This is a genomic window from Deltaproteobacteria bacterium, from assembly GCA_016933965.1.
Taxonomy (GTDB): domain Bacteria; phylum Desulfobacterota; class Syntrophia; order Syntrophales; family UBA2210; genus JAFGTS01.
Genome location: JAFGTS010000008.1, coordinates 1 through 22214 on the forward strand (window position 1 = coordinate 1; position 22214 = coordinate 22214).

Annotated in this window: 24 protein-coding genes, 1 tRNA gene and 1 other RNA gene; 13 read left to right on the plus strand and 13 right to left on the minus strand. The window is 56.0% G+C overall.

Annotated elements, in window-relative coordinates; genetic code table 11:
• Positions 1-128: RNase P RNA component class A (gene rnpB, locus JXO48_01950), an RNA gene on the minus strand; the annotation flags it as partial.
• 292 nt (positions 129-420) lie between these two features.
• Here rnpB and JXO48_01955 point away from each other — a divergent pair.
• Positions 421-942, plus strand: coding sequence for a PilZ domain-containing protein (locus JXO48_01955; GenBank protein MBN2282631.1), 522 nt, complete (start codon positions 421-423; stop codon positions 940-942).
• 40 nt (positions 943-982) lie between these two features.
• Here the strand turns inward: JXO48_01955 and JXO48_01960 are convergent, their stop codons facing one another.
• From JXO48_01960 to radA, 9 genes are all read right to left on the minus strand, one after another.
• Positions 983-1417 carry a ribonuclease HI family protein gene (locus JXO48_01960; protein MBN2282632.1) on the minus strand — a complete coding sequence of 145 codons (435 nt, stop codon included), beginning with the start codon at positions 1415-1417 and terminating at the stop codon, positions 983-985.
• Positions 1407-2126, minus strand: a complete 720-nt coding sequence (locus tag JXO48_01965; protein MBN2282633.1) for a hypothetical protein — start codon at positions 2124-2126, stop codon at positions 1407-1409. Before JXO48_01965 ends, JXO48_01960 begins: the two co-directional genes overlap by 11 nt.
• Positions 2127-2260: 134 nt before the next feature.
• A tRNA-Ile gene (locus JXO48_01970) sits at positions 2261-2336 on the minus strand.
• Between the two features lie 54 nt (positions 2337-2390).
• Positions 2391-2768, minus strand: coding sequence for a carboxymuconolactone decarboxylase family protein (locus JXO48_01975; protein MBN2282634.1), 378 nt, complete (start codon positions 2766-2768; stop codon positions 2391-2393).
• Between the two features lie 180 nt (positions 2769-2948).
• Positions 2949-3914, minus strand: coding sequence for a DMT family transporter (locus tag JXO48_01980; protein MBN2282635.1), 966 nt, complete (start codon positions 3912-3914; stop codon positions 2949-2951).
• 51 nt (positions 3915-3965) lie between these two features.
• The gene (locus tag JXO48_01985) at positions 3966-4292 is read right to left on the minus strand and encodes a hypothetical protein (protein MBN2282636.1); all 327 of its coding nucleotides are present in this window, start codon (positions 4290-4292) and stop codon (positions 3966-3968) included.
• Between the two features lie 318 nt (positions 4293-4610).
• Positions 4611-5171 carry a hypothetical protein gene (locus tag JXO48_01990; GenBank protein MBN2282637.1) on the minus strand — a complete coding sequence of 187 codons (561 nt, stop codon included), beginning with the start codon at positions 5169-5171 and terminating at the stop codon, positions 4611-4613.
• Positions 5172-5246: 75 nt separating this feature from the next.
• A complete protein-coding gene (locus JXO48_01995) occupies positions 5247-6098 on the minus strand; it encodes a hypothetical protein (protein MBN2282638.1) in 852 nt (283 codons plus the stop codon).
• Positions 6098-7468: a DNA repair protein RadA gene (gene radA / locus JXO48_02000; protein ID MBN2282639.1), complete on the minus strand. Its 1371-nt coding sequence runs from the start codon at positions 7466-7468 to the stop codon at positions 6098-6100. The genes JXO48_01995 and radA overlap by 1 nt, the downstream gene beginning before the upstream one ends.
• A gap of 171 nt (positions 7469-7639) precedes the next feature.
• On the opposite strand from radA, the gene JXO48_02005 reads away from it, so the two are divergent.
• From JXO48_02005 to JXO48_02060, 12 genes are all read left to right on the plus strand, one after another.
• The gene (locus JXO48_02005) at positions 7640-8776 is read left to right on the plus strand and encodes a phosphoserine transaminase (protein MBN2282640.1); all 1137 of its coding nucleotides are present in this window, start codon (positions 7640-7642) and stop codon (positions 8774-8776) included.
• Between the two features lie 19 nt (positions 8777-8795).
• Positions 8796-10379, plus strand: coding sequence for a phosphoglycerate dehydrogenase (locus JXO48_02010; GenBank protein ID MBN2282641.1), 1584 nt, complete (start codon positions 8796-8798; stop codon positions 10377-10379).
• A 21-nt stretch (positions 10380-10400) separates the two neighbouring features.
• A complete protein-coding gene (locus JXO48_02015) occupies positions 10401-11693 on the plus strand; it encodes an adenylosuccinate synthase (protein ID MBN2282642.1) in 1293 nt (430 codons plus the stop codon).
• Between the two features lie 34 nt (positions 11694-11727).
• Positions 11728-12114, plus strand: a complete 387-nt coding sequence (gene rsfS, locus JXO48_02020; GenBank protein MBN2282643.1) for a ribosome silencing factor — start codon at positions 11728-11730, stop codon at positions 12112-12114.
• Positions 12095-12829: a ComF family protein gene (locus JXO48_02025; protein ID MBN2282644.1), complete on the plus strand. Its 735-nt coding sequence runs from the start codon at positions 12095-12097 to the stop codon at positions 12827-12829. Before rsfS ends, JXO48_02025 begins: the two co-directional genes overlap by 20 nt.
• 46 nt (positions 12830-12875) lie before the next feature.
• Entirely contained in the window at positions 12876-13364 is a 489-nt protein-coding gene (gene rfaE2 / locus JXO48_02030) for a D-glycero-beta-D-manno-heptose 1-phosphate adenylyltransferase (GenBank protein MBN2282645.1), read from the plus strand.
• Between the two features lie 77 nt (positions 13365-13441).
• Positions 13442-13807 (plus strand): RNA polymerase-binding protein DksA, encoded by a 366-nt coding sequence (gene dksA / locus JXO48_02035; GenBank protein ID MBN2282646.1) that lies wholly within the window; start codon positions 13442-13444, stop codon positions 13805-13807.
• A 233-nt stretch (positions 13808-14040) separates the two neighbouring features.
• Positions 14041-14826: a hypothetical protein gene (locus tag JXO48_02040; protein ID MBN2282647.1), complete on the plus strand. Its 786-nt coding sequence runs from the start codon at positions 14041-14043 to the stop codon at positions 14824-14826.
• A 5-nt stretch (positions 14827-14831) separates the two neighbouring features.
• Positions 14832-17249, plus strand: coding sequence for a primosomal protein N' (gene priA, locus JXO48_02045; GenBank protein MBN2282648.1), 2418 nt, complete (start codon positions 14832-14834; stop codon positions 17247-17249).
• A gap of 174 nt (positions 17250-17423) precedes the next feature.
• Entirely contained in the window at positions 17424-17792 is a 369-nt protein-coding gene (locus JXO48_02050; GenBank protein ID MBN2282649.1) for a hypothetical protein, read from the plus strand.
• Entirely contained in the window at positions 17783-18757 is a 975-nt protein-coding gene (locus JXO48_02055) for a CBS domain-containing protein (protein MBN2282650.1), read from the plus strand. The genes JXO48_02050 and JXO48_02055 overlap by 10 nt, the downstream gene beginning before the upstream one ends.
• 415 nt (positions 18758-19172) lie before the next feature.
• Positions 19173-19823: a DUF2959 domain-containing protein gene (locus tag JXO48_02060; GenBank protein MBN2282651.1), complete on the plus strand. Its 651-nt coding sequence runs from the start codon at positions 19173-19175 to the stop codon at positions 19821-19823.
• Positions 19824-20007: 184 nt separating this feature from the next.
• Here the strand turns inward: JXO48_02060 and cobO are convergent, their stop codons facing one another.
• From cobO to JXO48_02075, 3 genes are all read right to left on the minus strand, one after another.
• A complete protein-coding gene (gene cobO, locus JXO48_02065; GenBank protein MBN2282652.1) occupies positions 20008-20562 on the minus strand; it encodes a cob(I)yrinic acid a,c-diamide adenosyltransferase in 555 nt (184 codons plus the stop codon).
• Between the two features lie 216 nt (positions 20563-20778).
• Entirely contained in the window at positions 20779-21735 is a 957-nt protein-coding gene (meaB, locus tag JXO48_02070) for a methylmalonyl Co-A mutase-associated GTPase MeaB (protein ID MBN2282653.1), read from the minus strand.
• A 50-nt stretch (positions 21736-21785) separates the two neighbouring features.
• Positions 21786-22187, minus strand: coding sequence for a cobalamin B12-binding domain-containing protein (locus tag JXO48_02075; protein ID MBN2282654.1), 402 nt, complete (start codon positions 22185-22187; stop codon positions 21786-21788).
• Between the last annotated feature and the right edge of the window lie 27 nt (positions 22188-22214).

The window sequence follows — 22214 nt, forward strand, 5'->3', positions numbered from 1 at the left end:
GCGGTATGTTTTCTGTGGCACTTTCCTTAGGGTCACCCCCAGTCGCCGTTAGCGACCATCCTGCCCTGCGGAGCTCGGACTTTCCTCCGATCCGTTCGTCACGGACCGGCGATCACCCGATCTGCTTTGATAACACGTTGTAAATATAATCAAATATGGAGAATAAATCAACCGTCAAACGCAAGGAAGATCCGAGTGCAGGTATTCATTAACTATCCTCAGAGATACGAGGCACAACACAGTGGGTATTGACAAAACCTGTCAATCATGGTTTCCTATGCCCGCTTTTCGCAGGGGCGGAATTAATTGTGGTGCGTAACGTTGCTATCCCTGTTGTAATAAAGGCATATTCCTGTTGATTCGCTGTCAAGGAGACACCCCCGCAAGAACCCAGAAAGTAAATCAAGGAAGAGGTGGTGAATGAAACCCGAGCATGTTGAACCGATCCAGAAAACCGTCCATCCAAATGAAAAAGGCGAAGCCTCGGTCGTGTGCACTCAGTGTGGCCAAAGACTGAAACTGGACCGTCCTGAGAACAAGGATCCGAATGAAGCTTTCAGGTCAATAGTTTCCTGTGATCAGTGTGGGTGTACTTATGATGTGCTGGTAAACTTCAGACATGGAGGACGCAAAAGTACAAATTTGACGGGTATCTGCACAACTCTGGCCACTGATAAAACAGAAGATCACGATAATTTCAACAACATCTCCGGCATAATAGTGGAAAATATATCAAAGACCGGTATCGGGTTCACATTAAAGCATCTGATCGACATCAAAATCGGTGACACGGTAAAAGTAAAATTCGTACTGAATAACAATAAAAAAACGGTGATCGATAGAACCGTGGTAGTACAAAGAATCGACAACAGATTCGTCGGGGCAAAATTTACCCGCCCGATCGATGCCGGGGAGAAAGACCTGGCCTTTTATTTACTCTGAGAGGGTAACGAAACGCGCAGAATCTCCAGCGTGCCGTGTCTTAGAGGACTTTTCCGCCTTTCAGGGCCTCGTCGATGGCCTCGTTCGCCAGGCGGTCGGCGGCGGTGTTCTTTTCGCGCCGCACGTGTTCTACGGAATAAGTATCGAGAAAAGAGAGGAGTTTCCTGACTTCCTGCATCAGGACCTGCAGATTGCTGTTCTTGACCCGGTACTGGCCGTTTATCTGCCTCACGAGCAACTCCGAATCAAGAAAGATGTTCAGTGTCCGCATGCCCCGTTTCAGGGCTTCTTCAAGACCGAGGATAAGTGCCCGATATTCTGCCTCATTGTTGGTACAGGTTCCCAGGTATCTCTTCGCCGTCACCACCATGTCCCCGGCGCCGTCATAAATGATCACCCCCACGCCGGCATCCCCGGGATTCCCCCGGCTCGCACCATCCGAGTACAGGTTGAAAATCTCGCCCTCAGTGCTCATCGGCCCTGTTTTCCCAGTACATGATCCGGTTGCAGTTGGGACAGATATGGAGCTTCTCGTATTTCCTCAGCTCGATATAGAGCTGCGGTGGAATATTCATGTGACACCCGCTGCACACCTCGTTCCAGACCGGGACGACGGCGCTTCCGTTCCGTCGCTCCCGGAGCAGGTCGTACCGCCTGAGCACATCCGGGTCGAGACCGTCCCTGATCTCCCGTTCCCCGGCGACAATGGACTCAAGCTCGGCATCAATGGATTCCGCGTCCTTCTCAAGCAGCCGGAGTTTCTCCTCCCCCTGTTTCCTGACAGTTTCAAGATGCTCCCTGTCCGCGGCAAGGTCGGTGTTCCTCCGGTCTATCTCTTCAAGAAGGTTGATGATCTCATCTTCGACAGCGCTGTTCTTCCGCTCTATCGTGTCGATCTCCTTCAGAGTGGCCTGATACTCATCGTTCTTTTTGACCTCGAGAAGGCGGCTTTTCGATCTTTTCAGTGATTCCGATCCCTTCTGCATCTCCTTCTCACAGGCGCGATGCCGTTCGTTCAGATCTTCAAGCTCTTTTTTCCGCTCGTCGAACCGTCCCTCGGCAGCGGCGATCCCTACCCTCAACTGTTCCTGTTCTCCCGGCAGGCTCACTTTCCTCGCCTTCAACCGGGCAATCTCCGAATCGATCTTCTGGAGCTGTATTAATTTTGACAACTGCTCTTTCAAAATCCACCTCTTTCCCGCCGGTATAAAAAAAAATGCACCACAGTGTGGTGCATTTTAGAAGTTACGGGTTTGACCATCCGGCCTGCATGGTATCTTTACATATATAACTCATAATCGACTGCCTGTGATGAATCTGGTGGGCCCACCTGGGTTCGAACCAGGGACCTACCGGTTATGAGCCGGTGGCTCTTCCAGCTGAGCTATGGGCCCCATCGAAATTTCATAAAAGTATTTTACTATCCCTATTGTTTTTTTTTGTCAAGCTTATTTCATACCACGGGCGCCGAACACCTCACGTGCAAGAGAGAGAGCGTTTATCACGGCGGGGAATCCGGCATAGACGGTCATCTGAAGGATCACCTCGACGATCTCTTCCGGAGTGCAGCCCACATTCAGCGCACCGTTGATATGAACCTTCAACTGGGGTGGCGCCGTGGCCATGGCCGTCAGCGCCGCAACCGTTGCAAGCTGGCGGGTCCGCAGATCAAGCCCCGGTCGGGAAATGACATCACCGTAGGAAAACGCGACGATCCAGTCGATCAGGTCAGGCGCAATGTCCCTGAAACCGTCCACCACCGATGTCCCGGGAAATCCGGTTATCCGTTCCAGCAGTTCTTTCCCTTTCTGATAACGATCACTCATATATCCCTCCTTTTTTGTTCCTATGTATTCGACCTTATCAATCGCTTGTCCTTTAAAATCGTTCCCTCCCGCACAGGGACGAGCATTCATGTTCAGCACCGGGAAACGGGTTGCCCCCGATTCCTCACCCGGAACAAATATCCAACTGGAAGAGGTGCTCGTGAACCCCGCCCGGCTTCATCACGCTCCGGGTCTGAGCCACCTCCGCGGGGCGGCCAGGACGAGAACCAGCCCCGACAGGATGAGCGCCGTTCCGACGATCATATACCAGTTCAGCGATTCCTTCAGTATCAGCACCGCCAGTATCGATGCCAGGACCGGCTTCAGGAAAAATGCCAGTCCGCCCTTTTGCGCCGACGTGTTGAGGAGGCCAAAATAATAGAGCACATATGCCAGCGCCGTTCCCACCAGTGAAAGGTAGGTTACGAAGACCCACGTATCCGCCAGCCCCTGGATCCCCTGTGGCGTCAATCGCAGGAGCGCGACGGGAAGGAGCATGAAACTGCCGAAAAGGGCCGAGTACCCCATGAGGACCATGGCCCCGTAACGCCCCACCACTCGTCGCGAAATGCAGACGCTGAGAGCGAAGCACAGGGCGGAGAGTATCATCAGCGCCAGTCCGGCGACGGACCCCGCCGTAAAATCCCCGGACTCAAAAGCAAAGCAGAGAACGCCACAGACACCAAAGACCGTGGCAAACCAGGTCCTGGCGGTCCAGCTCTCATTGTTGATGAAGCGGGCACAGAGGATCACAAAAACGGGATTCACGCTGAAGACGACAGCCGCCGACGCCGCCTTGTCCAGAACAAGGATGGCCGTATGAAAGATGGATATGGCGAGGGCGACACCGATTAATCCGTTAAGACAGAAGATACCGTAATCACGGAGGGTGAATCTTTCAAGGCGGAGCCGCAGGAGTGGTATCGACAGGATGAGAAGGGTCACGCCCGTCACGAAGAACCGCAGGAAGGTAAGCACCAGTGGGTCCACGCGGGCACCGATGATCTTACTGACGACCTCGACGGTGCTGAAGCAGCCGACACCGCCGACAAGACTGACGATTCCGATCAATTCATCGCGGGACATGGAACCTCGGGTGCTTTTCACTGACCCGGCGGCGTTCGCATCCACTGCAAACCGATCCACCCGGTCATCTTCAGTCGGCAACAGGGCACACCGACAGGGGCGGAGCCTTCTTCAATCTCGGGGAGATACCGAATCGATCAGGTGTTCCGCCTTCTGATAGGCACGTTTAACCTTTATATAGAAAGCGTGCAACCTTTTGTTTCCTGATATGCTTCCCTTTTCACCGGAGAGCCTGCGTGCTATCTCTGAAAACGTCAGATATTCCCGCTTTCGAAGGTCGTATACCACCCACGGGTCCGGTTCCTCTTTCACCTGTGCGTCCGCTCCCGCTTCTTGAGACAGCCCGCTCAGGGCTTCCAGGCCTTTCCGGTACTCACTGTTTCTGATGAGAGCCTGTGCCCGGTCATATGTGCCGATCGAGATCCGTCGTGGTGCCATATATCTCCGCTTCATAATGCAGTAACAAAGGAAAAGCAATTGGTATGCCAGATGATAGAAAGGCTTGCATGTATATAATTTGAAAGCGCTTCCTGCGAAGTGGACATACGGGGCATGTTTCACTGCATGTTTCATGAAACGGGCGGATGTTTCACCACAACACTTACGAAACGCGTATCTTTCCGTCGCTCTCCGACAGGCACGGGCATTTCTTGAACACGGCCTCGGAAATATTCTCGATACATGTGGGGACCTGGTGCGGACGCTACGCGCATAACCTGCTTAGGAAGGACGTTATTCCCGACCGGGCTGCAAACATCATTCAAATCGAAAACTGGAAATCATGTGTTCGTATATTTCCCGGTGCGTTTCAAAATCCGGGTCGTTGGGGTTCTGCCCGGCAAAGCTTAGTAAATACAAATGTTTATCATTTGCTGCGATGATCTCTATGCCCTCATGATCAAAGAGAAAAATCTTCAGGATCACCGCCGGATGGCCCGCCAGAGTGGTATCCGTAGTTTCCGTGATCAGGCTGTCTTCATTGATGTCCCTCACGTCATAGGTCGCAAGCCATTCGCCCAGGATTGAACCTTCCTCGTTTTCCATGACCCTGATCTCAAATTGACCCTGCCACATATGATAGGGCTGTTCTAAGAAGGTCACTTTTTGCCGTTCACCATCCAGGAGGACCAGTCCCGACCATGTCGTAGCGGTGCCGCTTCTTGATCCGGCCTCGACAATTTCCCAGGTCGCCGGATAAAGGATGCTGTATCCACAGGTGGTATGTCTGTAAAGGCTCCACTTTCCCGCGGGATATTCCGCCACAGCCATATCCCCGAAAAGCAGAAGGAGTAACCCAACCCAACATGCTTTTTTCATATGCGGATTCATATGGTTAGTCCTCCCCGTTCATCCATGAGGCACCGGGTCGTGAGCATCAACAGCCAGTCATCTTTACAGGGAATACCACAGGTCAACGGCTTCGATCTGGTATTCTTTCCGGTGATTGAAGCCGCCGTGACCTTCAGGACCGATCCTGAGAATGTCGACGGTACCACCGAGCTTTTCTATCAAATCCCGGGACCGCATCATGTTCTCTCCCCTGGTGGTATCGCGCAAGCCGCCCCAGAGGTAAAAATGCGTGCCGGAAAGCGGTTTTTCACCATATCGGCCTGACAGCAGCAGCCGAACAGCGGGAAGATTGGGACTGACACCGCCCGATGCGGCAATGAACAAGCGGATGTAATTGTTACCGCTCTCCTTATCGTGAAATGCAAAGGACGCGCACTGGGTGGCGGAGCGGCTGAACCCGAGCCACGCCGTCAGTGATGTGTCGACACCGTAATGGGCGGAGAGGTATTGCACGGCACCGGCAACGATCCGGTAGGTGTCGGCCGAATTTGAGAGATAGGTGTACTCTTTTTTCTTCGCCGATGGTTGCCGCGCCGGCCATCCCCACTGGATGGAAGCGATGGCGAACCCCTTCCGGGAGGCGACGTCCGTAAAGTTCAGAAGGTGCCGGTAGGCATTGCCTCCCGTTCCGTGGAGAACGACCAGAAGTCTCTTCTTTTCTGTTTTTTCAAATCCTTCAGGGATCCAGTGCACGAAAAAGGGAGGTCCGCCGGCAACGGTGACGACCCTGCCGCCGAGAGCCCGTACTTTTTCATAGGACGAGGGATCGGATTTGTATATGCCGATCCCGTCATGGTCTTCTTCCACATAGCTTTCCGCACCTGCCGCAGTGCACAGGACGCAGAGGACAATAAGAACCGGCAGGTACCGGAAGATCTTCATGCACACCTTCATCAGAAGAGCACCTCCGGAAGGTCCTTGACATTTTCTATGCTGACCTGTTTCACCACACCTCCAACGGCACGCTCCTGCATTCCGACCTTCGGCAGGACGCATCGGGTGAATCCCATCCTGCCCGCCTCCCTGATACGGGATTCCATCCTGCCGACGCCCCTGACCTCGCCGGTGAGCCCTACTTCACCACACAGGACGGTCCCTTCATCGACGGGACGGTTCAGGAAACTTGAAACGATGGAGGATATGATCCCCAGGTCGACGGCGGGCTCAGTGAGCTTCACCCCGCCGGCCACGTTAATATATATGTCATGATTTCCGAGGTGAAGACCGCAGATCTTTTCCAGCACCGCCGCCAGCAGTGATACCCGGTTATGATCGACACCGATCGTCGTCCGACGCGGTATGCCGAAGGTCGTTTCGCTCACCAGAGATTGTATCTCCACCAGGATAGGGCGTGATCCTTCCATACTCGGTACCACAACGGACCCGGCCGCGCACCGGGGCCGCTCCGACAGGAACAGGGCGGAAGGGTTCGCAACTTCCCGGAGACCGTCATCACCCATCTCAAATACACCGATCTCGTTAGTCGGCCCAAAGCGGTTCTTCACGCTACGGACGATCCGGAATGCATGCCCCGAATCCCCTTCGAAATAGAGAACGGTGTCGACCATGTGTTCCAGGACACGGGGGCCCGCGATGGCTCCCTCCTTGGTGACGTGGCCGATCAAAAACAGGGGGATCCCCGTCTGTTTCGACATCATGATGAGCTTTTCAGATGATTCCCTCACCTGGCCGACACTGCCCGGCGCGGACGAGAGGCTGCCCGAATACATGGTTTGAATGGAGTCCACGACGACGGCGTCCGGCTGCACCTCCCGTATCTGCCTGAGGATGTTCTCCAGGGATACCTCCACCAATATGAGCAGATTCTGTGACGATGCTCCGATCCGCTTCCCGCGAAGCCTGATCTGATTTGCCGATTCCTCTCCCGATATGTAAAGGACCTTCATCCCCTGATGAGCAAGCTGCTGGAGCACCTGGAGAAGAAGGGTCGATTTGCCGATGCCGGGATCCCCGCCCAGAAGGATCGCCGACCCCCTGACGATGCCTCCGCCGAGGACCCGGTCCACATCGACGATACCCGTCGTGACACGGTCCGTCTCATCGGCCTCGATCGAAGCGAGCGGCAGGGCCGTCCCGCCGAAGCCCGCCCCCCGTGAACCCGTCGTGTCGGCGGGTTCTCCGATCTCTTCTTCAACGAAGCGGTTCCACTCACCGCAGGAAGGACACCTTCCGAGCCATTTGAGAGACTGATGACCGCAATTTTGACAGAAAAAGGCGGTTTTTATCTTATTGAGACCAGCCATATGCACCACTGCGGTTGATTTTTTTCGTCCCTTTGTTTTCCCTGTGGGTGGACTATAGGGGGATTTCTCCGACCCGTCAACTGAAAACCAAAATGACTTGTATATCGAGGGCAATTTTGATATCAATCAACGTTTGTATGACACAATACTCCAGCGGAGCGAAAAGAATATATGAATAATCCGAACTTCAGTTCCGGGCCCTGCAGCAAGCGACCCGGATGGAGCCTGAACGTATTGAAGGACAGCCCCATCGGCCGCTCGCACCGAAGCAGTCTCGGCAAGGAACGGCTTGCCCTCGCCATCGAGGAAAGCAAGGCCCTCCTCGGCATTCCCGATGACTACCTTCTGGGCATCATGCCCGGTTCGGATACGGGGGCCTTCGAGGCGGCCCTGTGGTCGCTGCTCGGACCGCGATCGGTGACGGTCCTGGTATGGGAAAGTTTCAGCGCCGGATGGGCGACGGACGTTGAAAAGCAGCTCAAGCTGAACCCGACGGTGCTGCGAGCCGACTACGGCGACATCCCCGATCTTTCGGCCGTCGACTGGTCACAGGACGTTGTCTTTGTGGCGAACGGAACCACGAGCGGGGTAAAGATCCCCGACTGGGACTGGATACCCGAAGACAGAGAGGGTCTGACCCTCTGTGACGCAACGAGCGCGGTATTTGCCATGCGGATCGACTGGCAGAAGGTCGACGTCCTGACCTATTCCTGGCAGAAGTGCCTCGGCGGGGAGGCGGCTCACGGCATTCTGATACTGAGCCCCCGGGCGGTGGAACGGATCGAGTCCTACGATCCGTCCTGGCCGCTGCCGAAGATATTCCGGCTGAAAAAGGGTGGCCGGCTGAACCGCGCCATCTTCAAGGGCGATACGATCAATACGCCTTCCATGATATGCGTGGAAGATTATCTGGACGCTCTGGAGTGGGCCCGGAGCGTCGGCCTGGAAGGAATGATCGAGCGCAGCAGGGCGAACCTGCGGGTCGTCGAAGAATGGGTGGAGCGCACCGGGTGGATAGATTTTCTCGCAGGGACACCGGAGATCCGGTCCCATACGTCCGTCTGCCTGAAGGTGACGGACCGGCGTTTCAACGGGCTTTCGGAGGAAGACCGGCTCGCGTTCGTTAAAAAGATCGCCGGCGCTCTGAGCGCGGCGAACATCGCCCATGATGTCGCCTCATACAAGGAAGCGCCGCCGGGGTTCCGCCTGTGGTGCGGTCCCACCATCGAACCGGAGGATGTGCGGCGCGCCCTGGAGGGATTGGAAGAGGTATGCACGAAGGCAATAGGTAAATTAAGCGATCAGTGACGAAGAGGGACGATAATCGATGAAAAAGGTGCTGGTAAGCGACACCCTTGCCCGGGAAGGGATTGAAATACTTGAGCAGGCCCCGGAGATCGAAGTCGACGTAATGACCAATCTCACCCCTGATGAGCTCAGGGGTATCATAAAGAATTACGACGGGCTCGTCATCAGAAGCGCCACCCGGGTGACGAAGGACATCGTAGAAGCGGCAAGCAACCTGAAGGTCATCGGCCGCGCGGGGATCGGCCTCGACAATGTTGATGTGGAAGCCGCAAGCAAGCGGGGCATCATGGTCATGAACACGCCGGGAGGAAATACCAACACCACGGCGGAACATACGATCACGATGATGCTTTCCCTGGCACGCCGGGTCCCCCAGGCAACCATGTCGATGAAATCAGGAAAGTGGGAAAAGAAAAAGTTCATGGGCGCCGAGGTCTTCAACAAGACCCTCGGCATCATCGGAACGGGACGGGTGGGGTCCATCGTCGCGAGCCGCGCCCAGGGACTGAAAATGAACGTCATCGCCTACGATCCCTTCATTTCACCGGAAGCGGCGGAGAAACTGGGGATCACCCTGGTACCCTTTGAAGAGCTTCTGGCAAAATCCGACTTTATCTCCGTCCACACCCCGCTGACGGAAGAAACGAAGAACCTGATCAACGCCGACAGCATCGAGCGCATGAAAAACAACGTGTTCATCGTGAATTGCGCCCGGGGAGGCATCATAAACGAGCAGGACCTTTACGAAGCCCTGGTCGCCGGCAAGGTGGCCGGTGCCGCGCTCGACGTCTTCGCGGAAGAACCGACAAAGAACGAAGCCCTGGTCGCTCTTGAAAACGTCATCTGCACCCCCCACCTGGGGGCATCCACCGACGAGGCACAGCGCAATGTCGCCATCGCCGTGGCGGAGCAGATAGTGGACTACCTGACAAAGGGCGAGATCAGGAACGCCGTCAACTTCCCATCCGTCAGCGCCGAGGTGCTGAACAGCATCCGCCCCTACGTGGCGCTTGCCGAGAAGCTGGGCATGCTTGAGGCGCAGATCGTCACCGGCGGCATCGAGGAGGTGCGGGTGGAGTTTTGCGGCGAGATACTGAATTACGACGTCACGCCCCTCACCATAGCCCTTATCAAAGGTCTCCTGACGCCCATACTGAAGGAAAACATAAATTACATCAACGCCCCCTTCATCGCCAAGGACCGGGGCATCAGGGTCGTGGAATCGAAAAGCAGCGAATCGGTGGATTACACGAGCATGATATCTCTCACCGTAAAAACATCGAAAGAGGAAGGGTTCGCGGCGGGGGCGATCTTCGGTCGCCGGGACCCGCGTATCGTCAAGATCGGTAAATTCCCTCTCGACGTCATTCCCGAAGGGCACCTGGTGCTTCTTTACAACAATGACAAACCCGGCGTTATCGGCAACATCGGCACGACCCTCGGCAACAGCGGCATAAATATCGCCCGCCTCCACCTTGGCCGGGAACAGATCGACGGGAAGGCCCTGGTCGTTCTCAGCACGGACACCATGGTAACCGACGCGGCCCTGAAGCAACTGAGGGAACTCCCCCATGTGATATCGATAACGCGGATCGAAATGTAAGGACCGAAGCGGAGACGCACCATGTCAAACGTCGTAATAGTGGGAACACAATGGGGAGACGAGGGAAAGGGGAAGATCGTCGATCTCTACGCCCGGGAGGCCGATGTGATCGTACGGTTTCAGGGGGGCAACAACGCCGGCCATACGCTGGTCGTCGGCGGAGTTCAGACTATTCTTCACCTGATCCCCTCGGGAATTCTTCATGAGGGCAAGACCTGCATCTTAGGAAACGGCATGGTCATCAATCCCGAGGTCCTGCTCCAGGAGATAGATGAACTGCATGAAAAAGATCTCTTTCCTTCCACGACGGAGCTCCACATCAGTGAGAACGCCCACATGATCATGCCCTATCACCGGCGGATCGACAGTGCCCGCGAAGGGCGCAGGGGCGGCCGGAAGATCGGCACCACGGGCAGGGGCATCGGTCCCGCCTACGAGGACAAGATAGCCCGGACGGGGATACGGTTCGGACAATTCATCGATGAGAACACCTTCAGGGAACTTCTGCTGAAGAACATGGAGGAAAAGAACTTTCTCCTGACACGGTTCTTCGAGGAAGAACCCCTTGACGCCGAGGCGGTATTCGAAGAGTACCGCCGATACGCTCTGCGGCTCCGCCCTTACGCAGCCGATACGTCGCTGATCATCCGGCGGGAGATCGACCGCGGCAGGCACGTGCTCTTCGAGGGAGCCCAGGGGTGCCATCTCGACATCGACCACGGCACCTATCCCTACGTGACCTCATCGAACACCGTTGCGGGGAACGCCTGCTGCGGAGCCGGCCTCGGGCCGACCGACATAGATACCGTCATTGGCATCTGCAAGGCCTACACGACCAGGGTCGGCAAGGGCCCCTTCGTAACGGAGCTTGACGATGCCGTGGGGGAAAGGCTCCAGAGCATTGGTAAGGAGTTCGGTGCCACGACAGGGAGAAAACGCCGGTGCGGCTGGCTTGACGCGGTCCTGGTGCGGCAGGCCGTGAGGCTTTCGGGAATAACCGCCCTGGCCGTCACGAAGCTCGATGTACTGACCGGGATCGATCCCCTGAAGGTATGCGTGGGATACGAGGTCGACGGCGACCGATACGAGGAACACGTCCCCTCATCCAGTGATGTCATCGAGCGCTGCACCCCCATATATGAAGAGATTGAGGGATGGTCCGAAAACATCAGCGGCGCCCGCAGGAAAGAGGACCTGCCGAGAAATACCAGAAGATACATTGAGCGGATCGAGGAGCTTGCCGGTGTCAGAGCCGTTTTGATCTCCGTCGGCCCCGGCCGGGAAGATACGATCATAGTGGAAAGTCCCTTTTAAGAACAGGAGGTGATCTACGGTTATAGAACCAAAGATAGACACGAAATCCCTTGTCCTTGCCTGCGCGAATGCAGCGCTGGAAAGAAAAGCAAAAGACCTCACCATTCTCAAGATAAAAGAACTCTCATCATTTACTGATTTCTTCATTATTTGCAGCGGCAGTTCCGACCGCCAGGTATCGGCGATCGCGGACGCCGTCGCGGAAAAGCTGAAAAAGCTCGGGATCTTACCCCTGGGGATCGAGGGCGCCCGCGGCGGCAAATGGGTCCTTATGGATTACGGCGACGTGGTAGTTCACGTCTTTTATGAACCGGTCAGGGAATTTTATGATATCGAGCGGCTCTGGTCCGATGCCCCCGGCATGGTGATCGATGACTCGGAACGCGAGATCACGGCACTCAGTGATGAACTGGAACCTTGAGAACATTCTTTCCGGTCTTATCGACATCATCTTCCCCCCACGGTGTCTTCTGTGCGGTTCATTCCGGGCGGAGGTTCACGGGGGGGTCCTCTGCAACGATTGTTTTTCCCGAATCTCATTCACCGGTTCACCCCTGTGTCCCTGCTGCGGGCTCCCCTTCCAGGTGGACGGAGCTTCGAACCATCTCTGCGGGGAATGCGCTGCGGGAAACCAACCTTTTTCTCGGGCCCGGTCCCTGGCACGATACGAGAACACGATGCTTGACGCCGTTCATCTCTTTAAATACCGGGGGAACAGGGGGATCGGGCGTTTTTTGGGAAAGCTCATGGCCGAGCACGGTTATGACGACTTCGATGTCGGCAGGTACTCACGTATCATGCCTGTCCCCCTCCATCCCGCCAAACTGCGGAAACGGGGATTCAACCAGGCGCTCGTTCTGGCCCGGAAGATCGCGGAAAGATATTCGCTCCTTCTTGATTTCTCAAGCCTGGCAAGAAAGACCGACACGTCCCCGCAGGTGGGCCTGGAAAAAAAGGACCGGCTGCTGAACGTCAGAGGCGCATTCACCGTCACGAACCCGGCGGCGGTGCGGGGCGAGCGGATCCTTCTGATTGATGACGTGTATACAACGGGAAGCACCGTCAAGGAATGTGCGCGGGTGCTCCGGCGCCGGGGAGCGCGAGAGGTGGCCATTCTTACCCTCGCCCGGGCATGAGTGAAGCGGGGACAAACCGTCGGATCAGGCAAAAGGAACAAAGATCATGAAAGAGAAAATCCTCACCACGGGGGAACTGAAGAAAAGAATCGATCGTCTCAAAGAGGAGGGGAAAACCGTTGTTTTCACCAACGGCTGTTTCGATATCCTTCACGTGGGGCATGTCCGGTATCTGGAAGAAGCGAAGAAACTGGGCGATGTGCTGGTCCTGGGTCTCAACAGCGACTCTTCGGTGCGGGCGATCAAGGGACCGCGGCGGCCCGTCGTTCCCGAGGAAGATCGGGCCTGCGTCATGGCCGCCCTGGAATCGATCGATTTTGTAACGCTCTTCGATGAGGAAACGCCGCTTCATCTGATCGAAACCCTTGAGCCTCATATCATTGTAAAAGGCGGAGACTGGAGCCTGGAGCGGATAGTGGGACGGGACCTCGTGGAAAGCCGCGGCGGGCGGGTGGTGGTCATACCCGAGATACCAGGTTCCTCAACAACCAATATCATTGAGAAAATCCTGAACACGAGGGATGACGGGCAGTAATTTTTTCTTTACAAACACGACCTCATTTTATATATGGGTGTGGCTTTAAGGGTAAAAAAGGCAGGGACGCGTGATTCATGAAACAGCAGCAGCTTGAATATTTCAAAAATCTTTTTAATCACAGGATCAAACAGCTCCTGGATGAAGCGGAAAAGACCGTTTCCGATATGACAACGGGCGGTAATGAAAATTTCCCGGACCTGACCGACAGGGCCTCACAGGAATCGGACAGAAACTTCGAGCTTCGAATCCGCGACAGGGAGCGCAAGCTCATCAATAAGATGAAGGAAGCCTTGAAACGAATCGACGAAGGAACCTTCGGCATCTGTGACATGTGCGGGAAAGAGATCTCCGAGAAGAGACTCATGGCCAGGCCCGTCACAACTCTCTGTATCGAATGCAAAACGAAGCAGGAAGAACAGGAAAAACAGAGAGGGGAATAACCGCCGCCGCTTCACATCATACCCGCCGTTCAGCTCCTTTCGGCAGGCCGGACCGCCCGCGAAGGAAATTCCGGCGGGACCGCTCCGAACAAAACACGCCTGATATCGAGCCACCGTGATCCCCCACCGATTTGCCTTTGCACCGGTCCGAATCCCCTTGAAAAGCTCCGGACGTTCTGTTAGTTTCGAGACCACAATGTGTTCCAACTCCTCCCAAAGGAACGATCACGCTCATGAGACCCGTATTCCGGCTTGCCGCTTTCCTTTTTTTTGTGATCATTCTCCTGCACCCGCGCCCTGCAGGGGCTTATGTGCCGGCGGCGGAGCGCATCCTTGAACCTCTGACAACCCTGAATCGCGGCATAACGTCACTCGCCGTTGAACTTGAAACGACCTTCCATGAAGGCCAGGGAACGGGCACTGTCGTCAGGGAACAGCTACTCATTGGAGTGAACGGCGATTTTCGATTGGTTCGTTATGGTCCGGGAGGAGAGACGATCCTCATACAACAGGGAAGGGACCTGGTCGTCATGAACCCCTCGGAAAAGGACGCGGCGGAGACAGGGAGGATCGAAGGCGTTCTGCCGGCACTGCTGCTTCGGAGATCAACGGTCGAACTGGTAAAGGAACTGAATTTTCTGGGCGTTCGGACGGATATTACCGGAATGGACCGTATCGAGAAAACCATATCCTATACGATCGGGGAGGAAGAGAGCTCCGTTCCCGGCAGCCGTCTCTGGGTGGAGAAAGAGCGGCGTCTCCCCCTGCGGTTTTCCGGGGTCTGTTCGCGGGGAGACAGGATGGTCAGGGTCCGCGCAGAATACAGAGATTACAGAACCGCGGGGAAGAATCTTCTGTTCCCCTGGCGGATGGAATATTACGTTGACGACACGCTCTCTGCCGTCAGCAGTGTCACCGGGATAGAGATAAACGTCACGGCGCCGGAACGCCTTTTCAAACCTGACGGAGAGGCACAGGCAGTGAAGCCGATCCCCGCCTTCATCAACATCAGGGAATAGGCATCGTGTTTATAGAGGTCGCAATCAACATCCCCTCGGACCGGAGTTTTACCTACGCCGTTCCACCGGAAATGGCCGACCAGGCTGGTGTGGGAAAGCGCGTGCTCGTTCCCCTGGGCAGGCGGCGGGTGACGGGATATATCATCGGCCTTTCGAGCACATCGGACATAGACGGTGTCAGGGACATCCTGGAAATTCTCGACATGGAGCCTCTTTTCTCCGATGAGGACCTCTCCTTTTATCACTGGGTATCGAACTACTACATTCACCCCCTGGGACGGACCCTGCGTGAGATACTCCCCGGCGGGATCGACAGGGAAAATCACCTGTGGATCACGCCGTCAGAGCCCCCCCGGCAGGGGCTGAAGCTTTCAAAGACCCGTCGATCCCTCCTGTCGGCACTTGCCGAACATCCCCGTGGTATCTCACTGAAAAACCTGAAAAAAGTGCTTTCCCGGGAAAAAATAACCGCCGATATAGAGGCGCTTCGAAGCCTTCAACTGGTGTCCGTTGAGGACCGCCTTACGAAACCGGCAGTAACGGCCAGGGTGGAGCGTTTCGTCCGGGCTGCCGAAGCACCCGGGCAGGAAGGCCTGACGGACAAACAGGCGCGATTGCTGGCACACATCCGGGACAGCACGGAAATTCCCCTGTCGGAGTTGAGAAGGGATTTCCCCCGATGCGCCGACACACTCCGGCGACTGGAACGCAAGGGCCATATAGCCCTCCTGGAAAGGGAATGTCTTCGCGCCTCCCGCAAGACCATCGCCATCGGGAACTCGACAGGACCGGTCAGTCTGAACGGACACCAGCAGGCAGCCCTGGATGAGATCGTTGCCGGCCTGGAATCAGGGGAATACCGTTCATTTCTGCTTCACGGCGTCACGGGGAGCGGCAAAACGGAAGTCTATCTGAGAGCGATCGAGGAAGCCCTCCGGCGCGGCGGCAGCGCCCTGTATCTTGTTCCTGAGATCGCCCTGACCCCGCAACTGTTGACGAGGGTGACCGGTCGTTTCGATATGGGGCGTATCGCCGTTTTGCACAGCGGGATCGGGCAGGGTATCCGATACGATGAATGGAGGCGCATTCAGCGGGGAACGGCGCAGATCATCATCGGCGCCCGGTCCGCCGTCTTCGCACCCTCGCGGGGCCTGAGACTGCTTATCGTCGACGAGGAACATGATCCTTCCTACAAGCAGGACGAACGGCTTGCGTATAACGCCCGCGACCTGGCGGTCATGAGGGCCCGCATGCAGGAGGCGGTGGTGATACTCGGCTCGGCCACACCGGGAATCAACACCTATTACCACGCCCTTGAAAAAGATTATGCACACCTCTCCCTGCCGCTTCGGGTCGAGGAACGTCCCCTGCCCCGGATAGAGATCGTGGACATGAAGCAGGAACGGCAGATTCGGGGAACGGTGCCCATCTTTTCCGGGGCGCTCGTGGATGCGATCGGGGAAACCCTGGGCGCGGGGAACCAGGCTCTGCTCTTTCTCAACCGGCGGGGCTTCACCACGTTTCTGTTCTGCCTGGACTGCGGATACGTGTTCCGGTGCCGCAACTGTTCGGTCACCATGACCCACCATGCCGGTGACGGCCGATTACGGTGTCATTACTGTGATTACTCGCTACCGGCACCGCCGGCCTGTCCGGCCTGCAGCGGTACGAATGTCCGCTCCTACGGAGTCGGTACGGAAAAGGTCCAGGAGGAAACCGGCCTGCTTTTTCCACAGGGCCGGATAGCGCGTCTCGACAGCGACACTGCGGCGCGGCGCGGTGCCTCGGAGACGATCCTGTCTGCGCTCGATACGGGACGGATAGACATCCTCATCGGCACCCAGATGATAACTAAGGGGCATGACTTCCCGAACGTTACCCTGGTCGGCGTCGTGTCCGCCGACACCTCACTGAACATCCCCGATTTCAGGGCGGCGGAACGGACCTTTCAACTGCTTACCCAGGTCTCCGGCAGGGGCGGACGGGGCGACAAGCCCGGAAGGGTCATCATTCAGACCTTCAATCCGGAACATTACGCCGTAACGCACGCCGCGGCCCATGACTACCGGGGTTTCTATGAGCAGGAGATCACCGCGCGCCGCAGCCTTGGATATCCTCCCTTCGCCCGGCTCGTCAATTTCAGGATCTCCGGAACCGGGGAGGACAGCGTTGAGAATTTCGCGCGGGAACTGGGAACACGGGCGATGCAGTATTGCCGCTCCACCGGGGGGACGCCGACCGTCGAGGTCCTGGGCCCTTCCCCGGCGCCGCTCGCCCGTCTCAAGGGAAAGTACCGCTGGCAGATGCTGCTGCGGGGCAGGGATGTGAAGACACTTCAGCGGGTCACCAGGGCGATACTGAGCACCTGCGACGGGCCGGGACCGGATATCAGGGTTGATGTGGACCCCATAAGCTTTCTGTAAGGCTTTGCCGATCCTCCATTTTCCCGTTGACAGGGGACATTCGGTTCCCTATACTTCGCCAGGTCTTCAGGCGTTGACTCATTCTCAACTGCCCAAATTTTCGACATATATTTTGAAGAACCTCCGGCGGCGCGCGAGCTCTCCGGATCCAGGGACGGCAAGAGCAATTTCATCATGAAACTGGACGATATCATTACGATCCTTGAGGGACGCGTCCTGACGAGAACCGGCACGAATGATCTGGAAATCCAGTCCTGCGGCTCCGCCGATCTGATGAGCGATGTCCTGGCATTTCAGACGGAAGAAAGCGGACTTCTGCTGACGGGCCTCACCAACCAGCAGGTCATCCGCACGGCGGAAATGGCGAACATCAATGCCATTGTCTTTGTTCGCGGCAAGATACCGCCCCAGTCAACGATCGATCTGGCCGAAGAGCTCTCCATCCCACTCATTTCATGCTTCCACAGCATGTATAAAGCATCAGGATTGCTGTATAATGCGGGTCTTCCCGATAACGGAGTCGTTTCGATACCATGCCGGTAATAAACAGCAAAAACGGGAAAGAGACAGACCAGCTGACACGGGTCCAGGAGCTGGTCTATGAACTGCGCGTTGACGAAGTCATGACGGCCGATGTCAGGACGGTATCGCCGGACACGACCATGGCCGAGTTGATGGCCATCATGCGCATTAATCGAATATCGGGACTGCCCGTCGTCGAACAGGACGAAATGGTGGGCATCGTCAGTCTTGAAGACCTGGTAAAGGCCGTTGCGGACGGTCACCCAGAGGACAGCGTGCGCAATCGGATGAGCAGGAAGATCGTGTCGGTCCGTGCCGACGAACGGGCCGTCCAGGCGGTGAAGCTATTCGCGCAGCACGGCTTCGGTCGTTTGCCCGTTCTTGACTCCGCGGGGAAGCTGGTGGGGATCCTCACGGGCAGCGATATCACCAGGGGTCTTCTGCGGTCCCTGAGCACGCGCTATCACGCGGAAGAAATGCGGCGCTACCGGGCAAGTCACATCTTTGAAGATATCGATTCCGAAGAGACATCCCTGGTCCTTCGCTACCATGTGGCGGGAAGGGATTTCAATCAGGGGGGACAGGCATCAAGCAAGCTGAAGCGGGCACTTGAGCGCCTCGGAGCGAACCCTCCCCTGCTGCGACGGGTCAGTGTATCGGCCTATGAAGCGGAAATGAACCTGATAATTCACACGAGCAACGGTGGAGAACTGCGCGCCGAGATCAGCCCTCACAGGATAACCCTCATCACCGAAGATGACGGCCCGGGCATTTCGGATGTCGAGGCCGTTTTTCAACCGGGATACACAACGGCCCCCGACTGGGTGCGCGAACTGGGATTCGGTGCCGGTATGGGGTTGACGAACGTGAAGCGTTTCAGTGACGAGGCCTTTATAGAATCACATCCCGGCTCGGGCACGCGGCTGACCGCCATCTTCAACGTGCCGCCCCCCGGAGGGGATGGTGGATCGGACGACGATCAGTGAACCTCGCGGGCAGCCGCCGGAGATCACCCCCGTCATCAAGCTCTTTTTGGGAGATATCAGGAAGGCGGTAATTGCCGCGCGGGAAGCATGAACGAGGCTGTATGCGGGACAGCATAAAAAAAAGATCAGTACCTGGGTAAAAGGAGGAAAACCAAGACTGATCTTTTTTATATTGTGGAGAAGCTTTTTGTATTGGCGATAAACTATATTGCAATGGCCGTGCCAGACGGCGAAAGCAACGCTTATATTCGTAATACATTATTTTTATTGAATATAAATGCCGGGCTCGTGGCCGGCATCCCTTGTTGCCCGCGACAGACATGGATACTATCGAACCACCCGGGGAGCTTTCTTGGTTAAAAAGTATCCACCTGGTCCGGATATCCGGGCCATCATCCCCTTGAAGGAGGTTTGTATGAAGAACCGAAGCATCTTTATCATCCTCAGCCTGCTTGTCACACTCTGGTGCCTGTCAGGATGTCAGAAGACCTACTATGCTCTCTGGGAACAATTTGGAAAAGAAAAACGGCATCTCCTCAGAGAAAATGTCAAGGAGGCAAGCGAAGAACAGAAAGAGGCGTCGGAGCAGTTCAAGGATGTTCTGACCCGCATACAGGAAATGTATGGTTTTACAGGCGGAGACCTGGAAAAGGTGTATAAAAAGCTGCAGGCCGATTTTGCGGAAAGTGAAAAACGGGCGGAGGTCGTCCATAAACGGATCGCCGCCGTTGAAACGATAGCTGGAGACCTCTTTCATGAATGGGAGGATGAAATAAAACAGATAACGAACCCCGCTCTTCGATCAAAAAGCAGGCAACGGCTCGAAGAATCCAGGGTTCAGTACGGGCAGCTCCGGGCGGCCATGAAAAAGGCGGAATCAAAGATGAGCCCCGTTCTCGACCGATTCCGGGATTACGTCCTCTACCTGAAGCACAACCTGAACGCCCAGGCCGTCGGCACTCTCAGGGAAGAGGCCGGGAACATTGAGATCGAAGTGGGATCGCTCATCGCCGATATGAATCGGTCAATCACCGAAGCCGAGGTGTTCCTGAAGAACTTTCAATAACCGCGGCCACTTTGAAGCAGCCTCATGGGGTTCATCATCATTACCATGAATGGCCTCTCATTGTCATATGGCACAATTATAAAGGGAGGACGGGAGGGTTTTTCGTATGTAACAATCCCCCCAACCCCCCTTTATCAAAGGGGGGCTTTCGGGGCGGCAAAAAGGTATCTCAGACAACAGGCCGTTAATATTCGATACCCCGACGCTCTTTTATACCCTTCGCATAGTGGTGTTTTACTTCCTGTATCTCGCTCACCGTATCGGCCATCTCGATGACTTCCGGGGAGGCGTATCGGCCCGTCAGGACCAGATCGAGGGAATCCGGTTTGCGTTCCAGGAGCTCCAGGACATCCTTCAGGGGGATCAGTTTGAAGTCGACGGCTACGTTGATCTCATCCAGTATGACCATGTCGTAATCACCTGACGCGACCACTTCACGGGCCCGTTCAAGTCCTTTCTGTGCCAGTTCCACGTCGACCGGTGCCGGGTTCTCCCGCATCACAAAACTGTCGAGGCCAAAAAGTTCCACCGTAAAATCAGGCAGATACCGTTCGGCCGCGATGGTCTCCCCGTATTTCCGACCCTTCATGAACTGAATCATGTGCACTTTCAACCCATGGCCCACGGCCCGCAACGCCTGCCCCAGAGCGGAGGTGGTCTTTCCCTTGCCGTTTCCGGTCAGGACGATGATCAGGCCTTTTGTATGCTTTTCCCGTATCTCTTCCACGGTTCCCTCCATTGATACTTCCTCCATAACCCGTTGTTTCCGATAGAGAGTTCCTTATGAAGCGGCCACAGAAACGGTCTTACGAGATTCAAGGGTTTTTCCCCTCCCTCTGCAAGGGGTGGTCGGAAGGGATTTCGAGGGAACTGAAGGAACTCTTGCTATCGCAGGTTACATGATTTTTACTTTGTCGCTTCGCCCCTCTGTCGCTTTGTCGCTGTTGTTAGAAAGCTACCGCAGGTACTTCTTCGCAATCTCTTCGGCGCAGGTATAGGGATCCGTTTCCTTTTTGATCAGTTTTTCAATGAGACTTTCCATCTCGCCGCTGTCGATGATCTTGCGGAGTATCGGTGTAAGGATACTTGACTGGAGCGCCTCGTTCAACTCGGCCATCACCTTTCGACGGAGACGGCTGCCGAGGAGGTTCTTGCTGACAAGGTTCTCATAATGCTCGTCGATCTTTGTGGACAGCTCTTCCACACCTTCGTGGAACAGCTCCGGCTTGAACATGGTGTCCACGGAAATGATCGGCGGCCGCCATCCTCCGGCGAAGGTCCCCGCCATGTCGAGCATGTGCATGAGTTCCTGGTAGAGTCGGCCGGCGCCTTCACGGTCCGCCTTGTTGATGACGAAAATATCGGCTACTTCGAGGATCCCGGCCTTTATCGCCTGAATATCGTCGCCCATGCCGGGGATCATGACAACGACGACCGTATGGACGTGATTCATTACCTCCACTTCCTGCTGCCCCGTACCGACGGTTTCGACGAAAACAAGGTCCTTTCCCATGGCATCCATGACATGGATCGCATCGCCGGCTGCTTTTGACAGGCCTCCCAGAGCGCCCCTGGTCGCCAGGCTTCTGACAAACACCTGGGGATCCTCGGCGTGGCGCTGGAGCCGGATCCGGTCCCCCAGAATGGCGCCGCCCGTGAAAGGGCTGGTGGGGTCCACGAGAAGGGCGCCTATGGTCTTGTTCATTTTCCGGTAACGGGAGATCAGAGAATCGATCAGCGTGCTTTTCCCCGCTCCCGGCGCACCCGTCAATCCGACGACATGAGCCCTTCCGGTAAAGGGAAAGAGATGTTTTATGGCGGTCTTCGCCTCGGGAATGCTGTCCTCGATGTTGCGGATCAGGCGGGTCGCCGTCCGAACGTCTCCCTTTCTGATCTTATCCGCTTCCTTCATGTGAGTCCTTCCACTATGCCATCATGCCTACCATGCTATTGATATAACTGTCATTTCACGGAGACATTCTCCCTGACCCATTGTACGATCGAATCAAGGGACGCCCCGGGAGTAAAAACAGCCTTGATCCCGGCATCATGGAGCATCTGCAGGTCCTGATCGGGAATGATACCGCCGCCGATCACCGTAATATCATCTCCCCCCCGTTCCCGCAGCAGTTCTACCACCCGTGGAAAGAGGTACCGGTGCGCACCGGAAAGGCAGCTCAGACCGACCAGGTCCACGTCCTCCTGGATGGCCGCAGATGCTATCTGTTCGGGAGTTTGATGACAGCCTGTATAGATCACCTCGAATCCCGCGTCGCGAAAACACCGGGAAAGAATTCTGGCACCGCGGTCATGTCCGTCAAGGCCCGGTTTCGCCACCATGATACGAATTCTGCGTTCAGTCATGTGGTCCTGTTTCCTCCCTCGCACATC